The following is a 16,598-nucleotide window of genomic DNA, read 5'->3' as shown; positions in this document are numbered from 1 at the left end:
GCATGATCTGCCGCCGACTGAGTGACACGCGATGCTGAACGTAGCGCTGCGAGCTACCGTTGCGATCCCCGCAGCAGAGCTAGCCCGGTGTCGTCCGGGGAAGGACATCGACTGCAACCGCGTCTCCAGCGGCGACCGGGACAAGGACGAGGAACTGGCGGCAGGCTGGACCTCGGTCCGGGCTGCCGACCTCGGCTTCGTCCTCACCCGGTTGACGGATCTGGACCGCGCTGACGGCGCCGACCCGCTGGCCGGCCGCCTGGACACCGGCCGGGTCGCCGCGACCGGCCACTCCCTGGGAGGCGCCGCCGCCCTGCAGGCCGTCCGGAACGACCACCGGTTCGCGGCCGTCATCGATCTCGACGGCTACCCGCACGGCCCGGACTCACACTCACGCAGGCCATCACCAGGGGAATCGACCCGCGCTACCTGCCCCGCCTCACCGAAGTGCTCGAACGCGGCACCGCGCCGAGCTACCGGCTCACCATCTCCGGCGCGGCCCACCTCACCTTCACCGACGGCCCCCTGTACCTGCCGCCGGTGCCCTCGATAGTCGGCTCACTGGGCCGCACCGAAAGCCCGCGGGTCGTCGCCGCGGCCACTGACCGGAACGGCCACCCAACCGGCGGTCCGCTGGGTGAAGGTGCGCTTGTTAATGTCGGAAATCCGAGATGACGGCAAGGCAGCTTGGGGGACAGGTGCTCACTCGTCGACTGTTCGGTGCAGGGGCCGCGCTGGTGCTCGCTGGGGGTTTTCTCCTGACGGGCACGGGGGTAGCCGCCGCGGACTCGTGGATTTCCGTGGAATACCAGGACTCCGGCTCGTATCCATTCACCAGGGGCGACGCGCGGTTCTACCCCGACGTGCTGAACGAGCAGGTCGAGGTCTGCGACAGGATGGATGACGGGCTGACCGTGTCCGCTCAGCTCCGCTTCCACGGCGCGGTCCAGCTCGAGGTGACCGATCGCACCGGCGCGGACATCTTCTGCGCCAAGCAAAACCTGGACATACCCGAGGGCACCCCGGTGTCGCTGCGGGTATGCGTCCAGAACCTGGACTGCACCGCGTGGCACGACGGCGTCTCATAGGCCGTCTGGGGCCACAGGGACGATCTAGCGTGAGGCCGGAGTCGTGACGCGGGCATCGTCGAGAAGCAGTGGTTGCCAGTCGGCGGTACCTGTTCGGCCGTGTCCAGGGTCGATGCCGGTGAACACGCGTCCGCCCACGCGCACGCGAATGTGCCGGGCGTGCCAGTCGACAGCCGCGCGTTGCCGGACCCGCCCGGTGCAGCGCCAGGTCCGATCGGCGAACCGTACGACCGTGGAGTGGCCGTGGATCTGACCGAAGGGTACGACACCGCGATAGCCCATCCAGGGTTCGTGCAGCGCCGCGCCCGATTCCGCCCACAAAGGACCCGCGTTGCCGTCGCGGCCGTGTTCACCGACGTCCCAGATCAGCTCGGGACGCGCGTTGAGCAACTCCGCGGCCTCGGTCGCCGACGTCGGTTCTCCCAGTCGCTGCCAGCAGGCGAGTGTCAAACCGGCGTGAGTGACCAGCAGGTCCTCGCCGTCTGCGGTCCGGACGGCCTCGGCCACACGCAATCGCCCGTCAGCCCACCATCCTCGCAGCCGAGCGATGTCGCTTTCCGCGAGCGGCTCGCGCCAGAAGACGGCGCCGCCGGGTAAGTACTGAGCCTCGTGATTTCCGGCGAGCTGGATCCATCGTCCCCCGTCCAGCAGTTCCGCCACGATGTCGAGCACGCCGGCGCTGTCTGGGCCGCGATCGACGAGATCGCCCACCTGAATCACGGTGAGGTCCGATGGACATCCTCGTTCGGTGACACCGAGCCGGGCCAAAGCCCGGCGCAGCTGATCCGGATGTCCACCGACATCGCCGATTGCCGCGATTCTTCCCATGACCACCCCCAAACCAGCCGTCAAGAACAAGAGTACGGATTCTCGAGCCCGGACGGCCGTGTTCAGTCCAGCTGGCGGTCTTCGCGCGTCCTCTTGGTGAGGGACCTGCTGACGTAGATCAGTCCACCGGTCAGGACCACGATGTCGTCGAAGTAGACCGGGTCGGGCAGGAGATCGAACGGGAACACCGTGTAGATCAAGGAAAGCCAGTAGGCGACCTTGGTCGGGACCGGAGTGTCCGGCCGATGGACCTGGCGGTGTTTCCGAACCAGCTTGATCCCGAGGAAGAGTGCGATCAGCACGAAGACGATGATCAGCACAACGGCCACGACACCGAGCGTCGACCACAGAGACTCCACGCGATCCCCTCACATCACGACGACAATCGGAGCAGGGCACACGGTAGCCCACCGGCTCATCCGAAGGTGGACGCTACAGCCGTAGAAGTTGCCAGGTGTACCACGGCTTCTCGGTCGAGGTCACGGTCGGCGTCAATGTCGCTGTCGAAGCCAGTGAAGCGGTCGGTGCGCCCGTCGCTGCGGTGCGTCCCTTCGGGGAATCCGGCAATCGCCGCACCTGCGCTCGTCAGTACGAAGCAGGCGGATCCGAGCATCCGGATAGGCTACGCGCGAGGCCGTACAGCGGTGATCTTGCGGATTCAGCGGACACGAGGGGAAGCGCGACCTCGCGAGCCCTAGTGTATGACCGGTCCCGGCGATCGTGAAACCATGAGGTAGCCGACCTGGGAGGAGCCTGTCACGCAGGCTTAAGTGTCTGTGCTGGATGGCCAGGTCTGAATCAGCCATCGCTCGTGTCGGTAGTCGAGATCCGGGAAGTCTGCGTTCTCGGCGGGGGCGCTGGTGCGGAAGGCGCGTAGCTGGAAAGGGCCGGGAACGGGCAGTTCGATGATGACGTCCGCCGGCGAGCCGGTCACGGAGCCGAGGACGACGCGCCCCGTGTCCACGGTGAAGGACCCTTCGAAACGATCTCCATCCGGAGACGCGGGCGGGGTGGGTTCCCATGTCCAGAGTTCGAAGTCCACCTCGACGTCCGTCATATCACCCAAGGTGAAGAACTTGCCTCCCCCGTGGCCGCTGACAGCGATGGCCCCGTCAGTCTTCGGAGGCAGGTCTGAGGCCCGAGCCTCGGCGGACTCGACGTCGAACAGCACGAACTGGTGATAGTCGACCCAGGGGCTTCCGCTCTCGCGGAGAAGAAGGGTTGGTTCGATCATTGTGGTCCTTGCTGTGCGTGGGTGATGGCGAGAATATCCGCGGGCGGCGGGGCTGCACCGCATCGACACCAGCGAGAACGAGCCGCAGTACAAGGAGAACGGCAAGGTCAAGGACGGCGCCTGCTATCTCAAAGACAGCTACAAGGACGTGTTCGCCCTCACCGGACTTCCCGCACCCGGCGGGCCAGGCCGGCCGGAATCCGGGTGCAGGACTGCGACGAATACCCCTTCGTCAGCACCAGGGAAGGCGCCGCCGGCAGCTACTGGACCCAGGGCACCCACCGCTGGGACGGGCCGTGCCGTACGGGGAAAACCGTTCCGCCGGCGGCGCGCTGATCCAGTACTACGTCGACGACCGGATGCTGCGCTACGACGGCCAGTGCTCCGAACCTGAGAACGACCGCTTCTACGTGGCGATCAAGTAGGCCGCCCGCCGGGCTGCACACTCGGGAAGCCCGAGACCAGACGGTTCTCGGGCTTCCCGAGTTCCGCGCCGCGCTGCAGGACCGTGCGTACCTGTGGTGTGGAGCGGCTGTACGCAACAGCAGTTTCGCTCTGATTTCTTGCCGGTTAGTACTGCAACGGCACTCGATCGGCCACGGGCGAACAGTTCCACGGTGGCGTGACCGATGGCGCCGGTCGCGCCGGTGATTCAACGCGACTTTTGCCGGCGAGGCGTGCGGGCATGTGATGTCTCTGTTCTCTCTTGTGGTTGCCGGGGAGTCAGGCGGCGGTGTAGCCGCCGTCGGCGGCGACGACCGCGCCGGTGATGAAGCTGGAGCGGGGCGAGGCCAGGAAGCCGATCACCTCGGCGATCTCTTCGGGCTGCGCGACCCGGCCCAGGGGGTGGGCGTCGCCGAACGAGCGCAGATACTCCCGGCTGTCGGCCCGGAAGTTGTCGAGCATGTCGGTCTCGATCACCCCTGGCGCGACGACGTTGGCGCGGATGCCGTGCGGTCCGCCCTCCAGCGCGAGGACTTTGGTCAACTGCGCCAGCGCTCCTTTGGACGCGCTGTAGGCTGCGGCTTCGGCCAGGCCGGCAGTGCAGGTGAACGACCCGACGGTGACGATCACGCCCCCGTCGCGTTCGCGCATCGCCCGGAACGCCTCCCGTGTGTGCAGGAACGCCCCGCGGGCGTTGATCGACATCAGTTCGTCCCAGTCGGCCGCGGTGGTCTCGAGGATCGGCTTGTTCACCGATCGGCCGGCGTTGCTGACCAGGATGTCCACACTGCCGAACCGGTCGATCGCCGCGGTCACCGACCGCACCGCGGTGTCCTCCTTCGACACGTCGCCGACCAGGGTGGACACGCCGGTGAACCGGGTGGCGAGATCGTTCACCTCGGGGCGGAGGTCAGTGGCCAGCACTTGCGCGCCGTGGGCGTGTAACCAGGCGACCGTCGCCGCACCGACGCCGCGGGCGGCGCCGGTGACCAGCGCGACCTTGCCCGCCAGCTCATTGCCCACGCTCATCGCCGCGCCTGCTCGCGGTAGAGGACGAGATGCTCGTGGTGGAGCACGTCATCGCGGATGTCGCCCGTGGCGGTGAACCCGGTGTCGTCCACGTAGCCGAGGTGGCTCCCGGTCACCGTGTAGCGACCGGTGTAGGCGTTGCGGCGTGTGCCGCGCGCTTCGTCGTAGCGCCCGTCAGCGCGCAGTTCTTGCCGGATATGGCCGTCCGCGGTGACCCACATGCCGACCACGTCGATATCGTTCGTCATACCGACCAGCGTCGGTGACGGCGAAAAGCGATGGCAGGACGTGTGGTGGCCGGGTGTGCCGCACCCACCCAGCCGGACCGGCCGCGTGCCCGGACTACGCCACCCGCGCCGAACACCTGACCAGCAGGGAAATGGTGTTGTGCGCGTCCCCGCCGACTCTCCAGAGTGAACCGATACGGGCGACCCGCATGCTCGCGATCATGATCTGCCCGGCCCCGGAACGGCACGAGGCCGTCGTCAAGCACTGCGTGAATCCACTCCTTGGCGAGTACGTCAGCAACCTGACCAAACAACGACTCGAGGCGGCGCTACCAGACACCTGGTTGAGCTGATCGACAGCGCAACCCAGGGCTCGGCTCCGTTGCCGCACCGGGGTGTGCTCTACGCCGAGGTGGTGGTTGGGTCTCATAACCACCTTGTCAAGTTCACCCACCCGAGTTTCGGGATCGTGCTGCTCACACGGACGAAGGCATCCTCGTCGTCGGTGTCGCGGTCCTCGCGTTCGGTTGGGCACCTCGTGCGGTCGCGGCGTGGGCGTGCTCCCGGTTGCCGGCGGCTTTCGGGCCACCGTGACCCTGCAGAGCATCCGCTCACCTGAGCGGCTCAGGTATCTCTCGTCATACACCCACCTGGCCTGCGTGCCCCGCGAGCCACCCGACTGGGCTGAGGTCGGCCTACTCTTGCTTGTCATCGGGGTGGTGATAGCGCTTCGCTATCACCGTAGGGACTTGCGCACCTGATCTGCGCGTCGTGGACTGGAACAGATAGCCCGGCTCCGCCACTGTTAACGCCGCCAGGGCGCGAGTGCGACTTCGGTCGCGGTCCTCATCGCGGTCTGCAGGGCGACAGGGTCGGTTCCGTCGGCGTCGTCGAGCAGGGCCTGGAGAGCGCCGGCGACCGCGCCGACGAACGCCCCTGTCAGTGCCGCCGCCCTTATCGGGTCGATCTGGTCGGGGAAGGCGTCTGCAAGATGTTTCGCGATCTCACGTTGCGCGCGGAGCTGCTCCTGGAGCGCGCGGCCGCGGACGGCTGGCACGGTCTGGATCATCCGGAGTCGCAATGCCGCCAGGGGGCTGACCAGTTCGTCGCTGGTGGCCGTGACCTCGCTCAGGGCTCGCAGTAGCACGTCGGCAGGACCTTCGTCCGGTTCGCGAGTGGCGATGGCGTCGACGGCGGCTTGTACTCGCTCGTCGGCGTCCGGGAACAGCAGCTCTTCCTTGCCGGCGAAATAGCTGAAGAACGTCCGTGCGCCGATCTCCGCGGCCGCCGTGATGTCGGCGATCGTCGTCTCGTCGTAGCCCTTGCGCTCGAAGAGTTCCGTCGCCGCGTCGATCAGTGCCTGGCGGGTGCGTGCTCGCTTTCGATCACGGAGGGACATGCCGGGCAGCATACGCGTGGCGGCAGTGAGTGCAAACTTGCGGTCATTGCTGATCTGCACTCACTGCTGATAAGGTGGCTCGGTATGGATGACGTGCTGATCTGCGGCGCAGGGGTCGCAGGCTCGACTCTCGCCTACTGGCTGGCGCGTAACGGCTTGAAGGTCACTGTGGTGGAGCGGGCCCAGGGGATGCGCTCCAGCGGTAATCCCGTCGACGTTCGCGGGCCGGCTTTACCGGTTGTCGAAGCCATGGGCGTCGTAGGCCGCCTGCGAGATGTCGCGACAAGAACGAAAAGGGTTCGCCTGATCGGCGGTGATGGTCATCGGATCGCCACCGTCGGCCTGCCTGCGGCCAACGGGGATGAGTTCGAGATCCCTCGGTCCGATCTCGTCACCGAGCTATACGAGGCGGCCCGCGGCGAGGCCGAGTTCTTGTTCGACGACACGATCGTCGAACTGTGTCAGGACGAGCACGGTGTCGACGTCACCTTCGACAGGGCGGCACCCCGCCGCTTCGACTTCGTGATCGGCGCGGATGGACTGCACTCCGCCGTCCGACGCCTCGCCTTCGGGCCCGAGCGTGCCTTCGTCCGTCCCACCGGAATCTATGTCGCCACGACATCGTTCGGCGAGCCGGTCGATCACCCTGAAGATGTGCTTCTTCACAACACGCCAGGCAGGCTGGTCGCCATTCACCCGTGCCGTGACGAGGGCGGGGTCGCGTTCATCTTTCGTGCGCGGCTCGACGGTGTGGACTACCGCGACACCGCGCGCCACAAGCAGATCGTCACCACGACGTACGATGACGTCGGCTGGCGGGTACCAGCGCTGCTCCAACGCTTGCGAGACGCAGAGGACGTCTTCTTCGACGCGGTCAGCGTGGTCGACCTCCCATCATGGTCACGTGGCCGGATCGCTTTGGTCGGTGACGCGGCCTCGTGTGTTTCCCTGCTGGGCGAGGGCTCCAGCCTCGCGATCGCCGGCGCGCACACGCTCGCCACCGCGCTCACGGCCGCGTCGTCCGCCGGTTTCGGCCGGTACGAGGTCGAGCATCGTGCCCGAGTCGTACCCAAACAACGTGCCGTCAAGCTCGCTGCGGCCATGCTCGTGCCGAAGACCAAGGTGGGCTTAGCGGCCAGAAATCTCGCTGCTCGCGCCTGGCCTTGGGGTTTGTGATCCGAGGGCAGGCGCGGTGGCGATGACGCCCGGCTTCGTTCGTGACCGCTGCCGTAGACGCCACAATTCGTCGGCGCCCCAGACGACGAGCGGGAACAGAAGCAACAGTGCCATGTGCCCGGCGGGCGGCACCGCTGTCCCGAAGATTCGCTGCAGCGGCGGGAGACTGACCACAGCTGCGGCGAAGGCAATTTCGAAAGCTATGCCCCAGAGCAGCAAGCGGTTACTCAGGACGCCGATCGAGCGCAGAGAGGCGTACTGGGTCCGCGATGCGAAACACGTTCCGATCTGACAGGCGACTATGCCCAGGAAGGTCATCGTCGTCGCCTGCTCCCACACGGGGTGCAGAGAGGTTTCCGGGCCGACTGGATCACCAGGGCTCCACCCGCCGTCGGTGAGAGTGAGAAAGAAGCCGGACAGCACCAGAACGGCAGAGACACCGCCGAGAAGGCCCCATGCCCGGCCGAGCATGGGGGCGTTGATGACGTTGTCGGTGCGGCGGCGGGGCGGGCGCTCCATCAGGCCCGGTTCCGCCGGTTCGCGTCCCAGGGCGAGCGCGGGGAGAGTCTCGGTACCCAGATCGATGGCGAGAATCTGCAACACGGTCAGTGGTAGCGGGATCGCGCCACCCGACAGTGCGAAGACCAGGAACGGGACGACCTCGGGCGTGGCGTGGGCGAAGATGTAGACGATGAACTTGCGCACGTTGTCGTAGACCCGGCGACCCGCTTCGACGGCGGTGACAATGGTCGCGAAATTGTCGTCGATCAGTACCATGGTCGACGCCTCACGAGCGATGTCGGTACCCGCCACTCCCATCGCGACACCGATGTCCGCTCGCCGCAAAGCGGGCGCGTCGTTCACGCCGTCGCCGGTCATCGCCACGACGTTGCCCTGTGCGCGCAGCGCGTCGGCGATGCGAAGCTTCACTTCGGGAGAACTGCGCGCGAAGATCAACTCCTTCCCGTCGCGCAGTGTTCGGTCGAGGTCGGCTTCGCTCATCTTTTCCAGTTCCGCACCGGTCAAAACCGGGGTGTCGGCGTCGGCGATCCCGACCTGCCGGGCGATCTCGGCGGCGGTCAGGGCGTGGTCGCCGGTGACCACCACAAGCCGGATGCCGGCCGTGTGACAGCGCGCGACGGCTTCGGCCACCTCTGGCCGGGGAGGATCGAACATCGCCACGACGCCGAGCAGGACGAGATCCCGCTCCGCGTCCTCGCGTCGCTCAGGAACCGGAGCGTCGTCCGGCAACGCTCGTCGCGCCACGGCCAAGAGCCGCAGACCTCGGTGCGCGTAGGTGGCGATCGCGGCGTTCACGGCGGCCCTGTCGTCATCGGTAAGAGTGCGAGCTTCGCCTTCGGAATCGATGATCGCAGTGGTCTTGGCGAGCATCTCCTCGGGTGCCCCCTTGGCGTGGACGAACAGCCTGCCCTCCGCCTTGTCCACTGTGGACATCGTGCGCAGAGCCGGGTCGAAGTGAAACTGCCGCAGGCGATTCGCGGTACGCAGTCGCACCGCCACATCCGCTCCCAGTGAAGACGCGGCGCGCAGGAGCGCGACTTCTGTCGGGTCGCCGGCGCCGTCGTCAGGTTGCTGGGGATCGAACTCGGCGTTCGAGCATGCCGCCATCGCTTGCGCCAGCGCCACCGCGACCGGCCCTGGATCTCGGGAAGCGCCGGTGGGCAGCGAGCCGGTGGGAGTCCAAATATCGGTGACGGCCATGCGGTTGCGGGTCAGCGTCCCCGTTTTGTCCGTACAGATCACCGTGGTGGAACCGAGAGTCTCCACTGCCGAGAGGCGTTTGACCACGGCGCCGCCCCTGGCAAGGACGCGCACGCCGACGGCAAGCGCGAGGGTGATCGTGGGGAGCAGGCCTTCCGGTACGTTCGCGACCAGCAGGCCGATCGCGAAATTGAACGCTTCCGGAAGCGGCAGCCCGGCGACCAAAGCGCCCAGCGGCAGGAACACGGCACCTGCTCCCACCGCGACCGCGGCGATGAGCCAGGCCGCCCGCTTGACCTGACGCTCCAACGGGCTTTCCTCGTGCTCGACCCGCTGGGACAGGGCGGCGATCCGGCCCAGTTCGGTGTGCATGCCGGTGGTGAACACCACCGCCCGTGCTTCGCCGCCGGTGCAGTTGGTCCCGCTGAACACCAGATCACGGGCGTCGAGGAGAGGTCCTCGGAGATCGGTCAGTGCGGCTGAGCGATATGAGGGAAGCGACTCGCCGGTCAAGGTCGACAGGTCGACCTCGACACCGCCGTCGATCAATCGGGCGTCCGCCGATACTCGGTCGCCCTCCTCGACGAGCAGCACGTCACCCGGCACCAGCTCTCGCGCGGGCACCGTAGTGCGGACGGTGTCGCGAAGTACCGTCGCGGTGGCGGGAAGGTAGGCCGCGAGAGCCTCCACTGCTCGTTCCGCCTGTTGCTCCTGGACGAACGCCAATCCGGCGTTCACCACGATCACGGCGATGATCGCGTATCCGAGCACCGCGGTACCGGAAACGAAAGCCAGACCGGCTGCCAGCCACAGCAACAAGGCCAGCGGATGGGTGAACTGTCTCAGCAATTGCCGAGGCCAGTCACGATGGCCTCGGCGACTCAGTTCGTTCGGGCCGTACACCACCAGCCGCCGGGCGGCTTCCCGGCCGGACAGACCTTCCGGTTTCGTACGCAGATCTCGGAGCAGCCGCGTCAGCGGCTCGCGAGGATCGCGCGCTTCGACCGGCTCACTGTCCAGCGTCATACCGACAACCATCGTCAGGAGACCGGTTCGGGCATAGGGTCCAAGGCCCTGCCTGGCGAGCACCTCTGTCCCGCGGTCCTTCCAGGGCGATCGGGCCGTATCGGCCACGAAATCCGACGTTCTTGACCAGCGGCGACGAGTTTGTGCTCAAGTTGAAGCGGGCGTCAGGAATCTTCGTGTCCGTTGTGGTATCTGAGCTTCGCGAAGCGAACGGTGGCCAGCAGCGCGGCCACGCCGGTCATCCGAATCCGCCGCCGGTGTCGACCGACGCCGCTACGATGACCGCGGCTTCGTCGACCTCATAGGGTTCGCCTTAGACAGCTTGGTCTCGAGCCCGTCTTTGGCCTTTGCAGCAGTTCATCGACCTTCATGAGGATGTCTCCTGGAGGATCGGCCGGATTCGGTCTCGCCCGTCCGCGCCGGTACCGGCAGGCCGATTCCGTAGTTCCCCAGCGGTGTCAGGACATCGGCAGGCGGCCGCCGAGGGGTGGCGGGCAGCGGGACAGCACCGTCGGGAAGACGTCCGATCCGCACGATGGCCTGAGGCTCGAGCCCGTCGCCCAGGACACAGTCACGGACGAGCCCACGGGTGCTCGTCGGCTCCAGCGGTTCCGTGACCAGGCAGGACGCGAGGCCGAGCTCGGTCGCGGTCAGCAATACGGCGCTGGCGGCCTCGCCCGCTCGCAGCCTGCTCAGCGGTGTGTCGTCCTCGGTGGCCAGTACGGTCAGGGTGGCGCCGTCCTGAACTTCGGTGTCGGTGAGCAGGGCTTCGGAGAACTCCCTGACCAAGGGCGCAGCCGTGGTTGTCCGGACCGCGTTTCGCGCGGGTACTCCGTCAGCGGTGTAGTGCCGTCCGCTCCAGGTCGCGAGTTCGGTCCCGTAGTCCAGGTCGGCGCGGTGAAGACCCTGAGCTTCCATCGCGGCGATCGTCAAGGCCGAGAGCTGCGGTGCGTCGTCGATGAAACGCAACACGGCGTCGTGGTTCTTCGCACTGCGTAGCAGGAGATTCTTTTCCCGGTTCGGCAGCGACAGGCAAGCGAAGCAGCGGCGATCGGAACGTCGTCGCGGGATCGCCGTAGCCAGTGCGATGTCGTCGTCACTGGTCATTCGGGGAACCAGTTCGATCCGGGCCAGCAGGTCGGGTTCGGGCATCCGGTCGACACGGGCGGCCCAGCCGAGCGCGGCGGCCGCGACCGTGAAGTGGTGAAGTACGCACCCGCAACTGACGATCAGGTCGCGGCCCTCCGGGTCGGTGTGCCGCAGGTGACGGCCTGGATCCGCGCGCAGTTCGACCGTGCGACCGGTACACCGCCAATCCCAAGGCTGGCTGTTGTGCACCGACGGTGCGCGCACTGCCAGCGCGACGGCTGCCCTCACCGTGAACGCGTCAGGCAGGTTCTGGTCCATCGCTTTCCTCCTCGGATCGGGCCGCCTTCATTGTTTGCCACCTCTGTATCGCGATCGCAGAGCCGAAGGACTCCGATGCGCGGGACAGGGCCACGTGCCCTTCGGCCTTTTCCTGACAGCCGGGTGCGGAGGAAGACGTCTCTCACCGGCCATGACCAAAGGCCCCTCCGCTGTCGACGTATGGCCGAATCCTGATTCCGTTCCCGTTCGTACCGTCGAAGGATGGCGGGCAAGGAGAAGGCGCGAATCCCGCGCTCGGTGTACGACCGAGAACTGCTGCGGTTGCAGGCCGAACTGGTCAAGCTCCAGGAGTGGGTCCGGCACGAGCGCGCACGGGTGGTCGTGATGTTCGAGGGCAGGGACGCGGCGGGGAAAGGCAGCACGATCAAACGGGTCATCGAGCACCTGAACCCGCGCGTGGTGCGGATCGCGGCTCTGCCAGGGCCGACCGAACGGGAGCGGACGCAATGGTACTTCCAGCGCTACGTCGAGCATTTGCCCGCGGCGGGGGAGATCGTCCTGTTCGACCGCAGCTGGTACAACCGCGCCGGGGTCGAGCGGGTGATGGGTTTCTGCACTCCTGAGGAACATCGGCGGTTCCTTCAGCAGTGCCCGATCTTCGAACGGCTGCTTGTCGACGACGGCATCCTCCTGCGCAAGTACTGGTTCTCCGTCAGCAGGGACGAGCAGGAACGGCGGTTCCGAAGCCGGATCGACGATCCGATGCGCCGCTGGAAGCTCTCCACGATCGATCTGCGATCCGTGACGCAATGGGAGGACTACTCGCGGGCGAAGGGCGACATGTTCGTGCATACCGACATCACTGAATCTCCCTGGTATGTGGTCGAAAGCGATGAAAAACGGCGTGTACGGCTGAACATGATCGCACATCTTCTGGCGAGCGTGCCGTACTCCGAAGTCCCTCAAGAGGAGGTGTTCCTCCCTGCACGTCCGGAGTCGAACGGCTACCTCCGTCCGGACCGACTGTTGCAGACCTATGTTCCCGATCACGCGGCGACCTTGAAGGAGACAGGGCCATGAGCGCGACCGTCAAGACCGCGCGCGAATCCGTGTACTTCGACACGGCTTCCCTGCGTCTGCCGAACAACGGCCTGACGTTGAGGGTGAAAGAAGGCCGATGGTGCCTGGAGACGCCCGACGGTGTATCCGGATCCTGCTCGACAGGGCCCGATCCGGCCTGTGGCAAAAGGAATGGCGCGAGTTCGCGTCCCGCTAGCGGTGCCGAAGGTCCCGGCACGCCGGGCCAACGGCCACTGCCGCGCTCTCTCCGTACGCGAGACGCTGAATCCTGCGAAAGGCAGGTGAAGCACGATGCCCCTCACCCGGTCGACGATTGCCACGGCCGCGTTGCCGAACCCAGGGCCCGCCCACGACCGGCACACTGATGTCGCAGGGTGGGTGGTAGAGCGGCGATGACTACTTCTCTCAGCGGGATCTCCGCGCACGTGTGGTCAACGGAGGAGAAGAGGATCCTCGTGGCGGCGGCGCGCCAGGCGTCGAAGGGGTGGATCGGCGCCTCATGGACACTTTCATTCCACGAGGACTCGCTCGACCTGTACGAACGCCCGGTGAACAAGCACTGGCCGAGGGACCGGGGCGGACGCGCGCGACTGATCGCCTGCGGAGCGGTACTGGCCGACCTCGAATGTGCGGTCCGGGTGCTGGGCTGGGCGCCGTGGAGCGACTTGACTTCCGACGCCCTCGGGTTCGATCGGGTGGCCAGACTCAAATCCGTGCGTCGGATCCGGCCCACCGCCGCGGATTTCGCCCGTTTCGCCGCCCTGTCCGGACGGTGTACCAAGCCGCCCCCGTCTGTGATGGCCGCTTGGGGGCGAACGGTCGGCAAGGGGTGCGAGGCAGAAGGTGTCCGAAGCCGGCTGCTCCGCCCCTCACAAGTTCGTGACTTGCCCAGGGTCGGCGGGCAGATCATCCGGAAAGTGACTTCGGACGACTCGTGGGTCGCGTTCCTCGTCGGCACCGCGACGGAAGCGCGGGAACAGCTCGTCCGGGCCGGCCTGGTCGCGCAGCGCTTGGTGCTCGCGGCAGCTGAGTACGGCTTGGTGGGCAACGCGTTCACTGAACCTTTCGGCACCCCGTCGGTCCGCGGGACGCTCGCCGGCATCAGCCGCGCCGTTGGCTTCCCTCAAACGGTGGTCGTGGTCGAAGAACCTCGGGAAAAACCCGTAAGGAAAGGAAGTACGTCATGATGGAAAACGCGCCGGAGAACCGGATCGTCGTCGGCCTGGACGGTTCGGCGGGTTCCGCCGCGGCGGTGCGCTGGGCCGCCGGTCAAGCGGTCAGACAGGGGGCCGCGCTGCAGGTGGTCAACGTCTGGGTGCACGATTCGGCGTTGGACGACGCGTCCGCGAACCGGACCGTGGCCGAGGCGACAGATGTCCACTTGAAGGCCTTGGAAGCGGCGACCACCAAGATCCTCGGTGACCACAAAGGGCTCGAAATCACCTACGACGTCCCCCAGGGGGATCCCGGCGACACGCTGGTCGAGCGGTCTGAGAACGCCGCGTTGCTGGTCCTGGGCAGCCACGGCACGGGAAAGATCCGTGAACTGCTGGTCGGATCGGTCTGCAAGACCGCCCTGCACCACGCGACCTGTCCGGTCACGGTGATCCCGCCACCCGCCGTGGCCCCGGAAGGCAGGTTCGGCAGGCTCCTGGCCTCCATTTCGTACGAACCGGGTCCGATCCTCTGACGGGATCCGGGGACAGCGGATGGCGCAGGCCCGGCCCGCGGCCTGAGAAGAGAGAACGAACACCAGGAGGTTCCGATGCGCGCTTCGGAGATCATGACCAGCCCGGCGGTGGCGACCACCCCCACGACACCTCTTCGCGAAGCGGTGGCCGTGCTGACCGAGAAGGGTTTCGCCGGTTTGCCGGTCGTCGATGACGAAGGCCGGGTTTTGGGGACCTTCACCGAATTCGACGCACTGCGGGGAATCCGGGCCAGCGGCGAAGGGATCACGGTCGGGGAGCTGATGTCCGTGCCGGTCGAGGTGATCACGCCCTCCACCGAGGTCACGGAGATCGGCAGGCGGATGCTCGCCGACCGACTGCGCTGCCTGCCGGTCGTCGAGGAGGGCTTCCTGGTGGGTGTGGTCAGCAGACGCGACCTGCTCCGCCCGCTCGTCCGGCCCGACGACGCGATCGCCGCGCAGGTGCACAGCCTGATGAGCGACTACGCCGGGCACCGTCCGAAATGGACTGTCGAGGTCGATGGCGGATGCGTGCACGTATCCGGAGAGTTCCGGGACGAAGCCGAACGACGGGTGCTCGACGCACTCGCCAGGACGGTGCCGGGTGTGGTCGCCGTCGTACTGGCCGACCGGAACCCGGCTTCGACATGACAGCCGGAACAAACGCCTTGCCGGTGGACGGCGACTTGGTCACCGTCCGCCGCTTGTGTGCGGAGGACTTTCCCGTAAGTACAGTGAAGATCTGCTTGCTTCGGTATCCGGGTGGCCCATCGCCGATTCGGTGATCGCGAGCTGCACGTCCGGGCGCGGTCAACCTGCTCGTCCGGCAACGCCCGCTTGTCGATCGTTATCTTCGCCGCATGTGACAAAGGCGTACCCCGGCACTGGAAATGGCGCCGGGGTACGCCCGCAGGGGTCAGCTGAGCCAGTGATTGCGGTCCACGAAGGACAGTCGTGCCCAGCGTTCTCCCAAACCCCAGGTGTTCCCGGAGGCGGTCGCGGCGAGCGCGATCAGCACGAGCGCGTAGATCAGGTGGTAGTCGATGACCGGGTTCGTGGACATGGTCGGCGCGCCCGCGGCGTCGGTGCGGCCGGGCGGCCATTCCGCGATCCACATCAGCAGCATCATCACGGTGCCGGTCACGGCGGAGATCCGCAGCCCCACCCCCAGCGTGACGGCGAGGCCGATGCCGAACAGGCCCACCATGAACAACCAGTCCGCCCACCAGGTCCCGCCCCAGGAACGCAGGGTCTCGGCGAACGGGCCGACGTCGACTCGGCTCAAGAAGCCCTTCGTCGGCGACCCGCCGTTGATCCAGGCGTTGCCGGAAGTGGTGGCGTAGCCGAGACCGAAGGTCTTGTCCGCGAACGCCCACAGGAACAGCAGGCCGGTGGCGACACGGAGCACGGCGAGGCTCCAGGCTCCGGGCGATCGTCGATCGTGGGCTTCCGGATGCTGGCCGGGGATGCTGTGCCGGTGCTCGCTTTCGGTTGTGGCCATGGAATCCTCCTTGGTTCGGGCCTTCGTCGTGGATTCGATTCCGTTGTGACACCGTGTACGGCTCTGAGGCCGAAAGGCCCGGTCCGCCAGGATGCGCGGCGCGGATCAGGTACCGAGGTGAGCGGGCCGGACGACATCGTCGTCCCAGACGAAATCCAGCCGATTCCGGATGGTGACCACGCCAGGTACCTCTCTCGCGAGAGAACCCGCGCGTTCGACCGCGCCGCGGTTGTCGAGCCTGCCGAGAAGCGTCACGACACCGTCGACGACCGTGACGGATGCCTTTCCCGGAGCCACTCTGAGCGCCCCGGCGAGGACGTCGCGTTCGATTTCGCCACGGATGTCCTCGTCGGTGCGCCGGAAAGAGGACAGCAGATCCCGGCGTGACACGACGCCGACGAGTCTTCCGTCTTCGACGACGAACAGCCGCCGAACGGCCTTCTCGGCGAGCCGGGCCGCCGCAGCGGAGAGCGAGGTGCCTGCTTCGATCGTGACGGCCGGGGTGGTCATCAGATCTCCGGCGATCAAGGCTTTTGCTTTGCGTGACTCGTCTCTGGCGCGGCGACCGGCGAGCAAGGCGGGCCGCGGGCCGCGGAACCGGGCCAGGAGATCGGCTTCGGAGACCACTCCGATCGGTATCCCGGTGTCGTCGACGACGGGCACCGCGCTGATCCGGTGCGTCGTCATCAGTGCGGCGATCTGCTTGTAGCAGGCGTCCGGCGCGACCGCGATCGGGTCGGAGGTCATGACCTCCGAAACGGTGGTGCACATGGGAGGGCTCCTTCG

The 16,598-nt window shown here is 66.8% G+C and carries 21 protein-coding genes; 9 read left to right on the top strand and 12 right to left on the bottom strand.

Annotated elements, in window-relative coordinates; genetic code table 11:
• Nucleotides 1-79 precede the first annotated feature (79 nt).
• Nucleotides 80-376 (bottom strand): hypothetical protein, encoded by a 297-nt coding sequence (locus AMYAL_RS50630; RefSeq protein ID WP_020636645.1) that lies wholly within the window; start codon nucleotides 374-376, stop codon nucleotides 80-82.
• On the opposite strand from AMYAL_RS50630, the gene AMYAL_RS50625 reads away from it, so the two are divergent.
• A complete protein-coding gene (locus tag AMYAL_RS50625; RefSeq protein WP_245193415.1) occupies nucleotides 260-553 on the top strand; it encodes an alpha/beta hydrolase in 294 nt (97 codons plus the stop codon). The two genes, AMYAL_RS50630 and AMYAL_RS50625, sit on opposite strands and share 117 nt — an antisense overlap.
• Before the next feature lie 247 nt (nucleotides 554-800).
• Nucleotides 801-1,088 (top strand): hypothetical protein, encoded by a 288-nt coding sequence (locus tag AMYAL_RS0138545; RefSeq protein WP_143267711.1) that lies wholly within the window; start codon nucleotides 801-803, stop codon nucleotides 1,086-1,088.
• Between the two features lie 24 nt (nucleotides 1,089-1,112).
• Here AMYAL_RS0138545 and AMYAL_RS0138540 read toward each other — a convergent pair whose 3' ends face one another.
• The 4 genes from AMYAL_RS0138540 to AMYAL_RS0138530 form a co-directional block, all read right to left on the bottom strand.
• Nucleotides 1,113-1,916: a metallophosphoesterase gene (locus AMYAL_RS0138540; RefSeq protein ID WP_039794792.1), complete on the bottom strand. Its 804-nt coding sequence runs from the start codon at nucleotides 1,914-1,916 to the stop codon at nucleotides 1,113-1,115.
• 62 nt (nucleotides 1,917-1,978) lie between these two features.
• Entirely contained in the window at nucleotides 1,979-2,275 is a 297-nt protein-coding gene (locus AMYAL_RS0138535) for a DUF1232 domain-containing protein (RefSeq protein ID WP_020636641.1), read from the bottom strand.
• Between the two features lie 56 nt (nucleotides 2,276-2,331).
• Nucleotides 2,332-2,529, bottom strand: coding sequence for a hypothetical protein (locus AMYAL_RS49665; RefSeq protein WP_143267712.1), 198 nt, complete (start codon nucleotides 2,527-2,529; stop codon nucleotides 2,332-2,334).
• A 153-nt stretch (nucleotides 2,530-2,682) separates the two neighbouring features.
• The gene (locus AMYAL_RS0138530; protein WP_020636640.1) at nucleotides 2,683-3,150 is read right to left on the bottom strand and encodes a hypothetical protein; all 468 of its coding nucleotides are present in this window, start codon (nucleotides 3,148-3,150) and stop codon (nucleotides 2,683-2,685) included.
• A gap of 296 nt (nucleotides 3,151-3,446) precedes the next feature.
• On the opposite strand from AMYAL_RS0138530, the gene AMYAL_RS50910 reads away from it, so the two are divergent.
• The gene (locus AMYAL_RS50910; RefSeq protein WP_020636639.1) at nucleotides 3,447-3,575 is read left to right on the top strand and encodes a hypothetical protein; all 129 of its coding nucleotides are present in this window, start codon (nucleotides 3,447-3,449) and stop codon (nucleotides 3,573-3,575) included.
• A 298-nt stretch (nucleotides 3,576-3,873) separates the two neighbouring features.
• On the opposite strand, the gene AMYAL_RS0138520 is transcribed toward AMYAL_RS50910, so the two are convergent.
• Together AMYAL_RS0138520 and AMYAL_RS0138515 are read right to left on the bottom strand one after the other, a co-directional pair.
• Entirely contained in the window at nucleotides 3,874-4,623 is a 750-nt protein-coding gene (locus AMYAL_RS0138520; protein WP_020636638.1) for an SDR family NAD(P)-dependent oxidoreductase, read from the bottom strand.
• Complete coding sequence (locus tag AMYAL_RS0138515; protein ID WP_020636637.1) at nucleotides 4,620-4,871, bottom strand: Atu4866 domain-containing protein; 252 nt, start codon at nucleotides 4,869-4,871, stop codon at nucleotides 4,620-4,622. Before AMYAL_RS0138515 ends, AMYAL_RS0138520 begins: the two co-directional genes overlap by 4 nt.
• Before the next feature lie 53 nt (nucleotides 4,872-4,924).
• Here AMYAL_RS0138515 and AMYAL_RS49660 point away from each other — a divergent pair, with 53 nt between their 5' ends.
• Nucleotides 4,925-5,203, top strand: coding sequence for a hypothetical protein (locus AMYAL_RS49660; protein WP_020636636.1), 279 nt, complete (start codon nucleotides 4,925-4,927; stop codon nucleotides 5,201-5,203).
• A gap of 452 nt (nucleotides 5,204-5,655) precedes the next feature.
• Here AMYAL_RS49660 and AMYAL_RS0138500 read toward each other — a convergent pair whose 3' ends face one another.
• Nucleotides 5,656-6,249: a TetR/AcrR family transcriptional regulator gene (locus tag AMYAL_RS0138500; protein WP_143267713.1), complete on the bottom strand. Its 594-nt coding sequence runs from the start codon at nucleotides 6,247-6,249 to the stop codon at nucleotides 5,656-5,658.
• A gap of 84 nt (nucleotides 6,250-6,333) precedes the next feature.
• Between AMYAL_RS0138500 and AMYAL_RS0138495 the strand changes: the two genes are divergently transcribed.
• Complete coding sequence (locus AMYAL_RS0138495) at nucleotides 6,334-7,425, top strand: FAD-dependent oxidoreductase (protein WP_020636633.1); 1,092 nt, start codon at nucleotides 6,334-6,336, stop codon at nucleotides 7,423-7,425.
• On the opposite strand, the gene AMYAL_RS47220 is transcribed toward AMYAL_RS0138495, so the two are convergent.
• Both AMYAL_RS47220 and AMYAL_RS47215 read right to left on the bottom strand, forming a co-directional pair.
• Nucleotides 7,378-10,173, bottom strand: coding sequence for a cation-translocating P-type ATPase (locus tag AMYAL_RS47220; protein WP_020636632.1), 2,796 nt, complete (start codon nucleotides 10,171-10,173; stop codon nucleotides 7,378-7,380). The two genes, AMYAL_RS0138495 and AMYAL_RS47220, sit on opposite strands and share 48 nt — an antisense overlap.
• A gap of 357 nt (nucleotides 10,174-10,530) precedes the next feature.
• Nucleotides 10,531-11,580, bottom strand: a complete 1,050-nt coding sequence (locus tag AMYAL_RS47215; RefSeq protein WP_020636631.1) for an Acg family FMN-binding oxidoreductase — start codon at nucleotides 11,578-11,580, stop codon at nucleotides 10,531-10,533.
• 222 nt (nucleotides 11,581-11,802) lie between these two features.
• Here AMYAL_RS47215 and ppk2 point away from each other — a divergent pair, with 222 nt between their 5' ends.
• The 4 genes from ppk2 (at nucleotide 11,803) to AMYAL_RS0138465 (ending at nucleotide 14,962) form a co-directional block, all read left to right on the top strand.
• Nucleotides 11,803-12,621: a polyphosphate kinase 2 gene (ppk2, locus tag AMYAL_RS0138480; protein WP_020636630.1), complete on the top strand. Its 819-nt coding sequence runs from the start codon at nucleotides 11,803-11,805 to the stop codon at nucleotides 12,619-12,621.
• 917 nt (nucleotides 12,622-13,538) lie between these two features.
• Nucleotides 13,539-13,808: a hypothetical protein gene (locus AMYAL_RS50620; RefSeq protein ID WP_245193293.1), complete on the top strand. Its 270-nt coding sequence runs from the start codon at nucleotides 13,539-13,541 to the stop codon at nucleotides 13,806-13,808.
• A complete protein-coding gene (locus AMYAL_RS0138470) occupies nucleotides 13,805-14,311 on the top strand; it encodes a universal stress protein (RefSeq protein ID WP_026467790.1) in 507 nt (168 codons plus the stop codon). The genes AMYAL_RS50620 and AMYAL_RS0138470 overlap by 4 nt, the downstream gene beginning before the upstream one ends.
• A 75-nt stretch (nucleotides 14,312-14,386) precedes the next feature.
• Nucleotides 14,387-14,962, top strand: a complete 576-nt coding sequence (locus AMYAL_RS0138465; protein ID WP_020636627.1) for a CBS domain-containing protein — start codon at nucleotides 14,387-14,389, stop codon at nucleotides 14,960-14,962.
• 265 nt (nucleotides 14,963-15,227) lie between these two features.
• Here AMYAL_RS0138465 and AMYAL_RS0138460 read toward each other — a convergent pair whose 3' ends face one another.
• Nucleotides 15,228-15,812, bottom strand: coding sequence for a DoxX family membrane protein (locus AMYAL_RS0138460; protein ID WP_020636626.1), 585 nt, complete (start codon nucleotides 15,810-15,812; stop codon nucleotides 15,228-15,230).
• Between the two features lie 105 nt (nucleotides 15,813-15,917).
• Nucleotides 15,918-16,583: a CBS domain-containing protein gene (locus tag AMYAL_RS0138455; protein WP_020636625.1), complete on the bottom strand. Its 666-nt coding sequence runs from the start codon at nucleotides 16,581-16,583 to the stop codon at nucleotides 15,918-15,920.
• Between the last annotated feature and the right edge of the window lie 15 nt (nucleotides 16,584-16,598).

Source organism: Amycolatopsis alba DSM 44262, from assembly GCF_000384215.1.
In the GTDB taxonomy this organism is placed as follows: Bacteria; Actinomycetota; Actinomycetes; order Mycobacteriales; family Pseudonocardiaceae; genus Amycolatopsis; species Amycolatopsis alba.
Note: the sequence above shows the minus strand (reverse complement) of the source record. Positions and strands in the feature narration are given on the sequence as shown.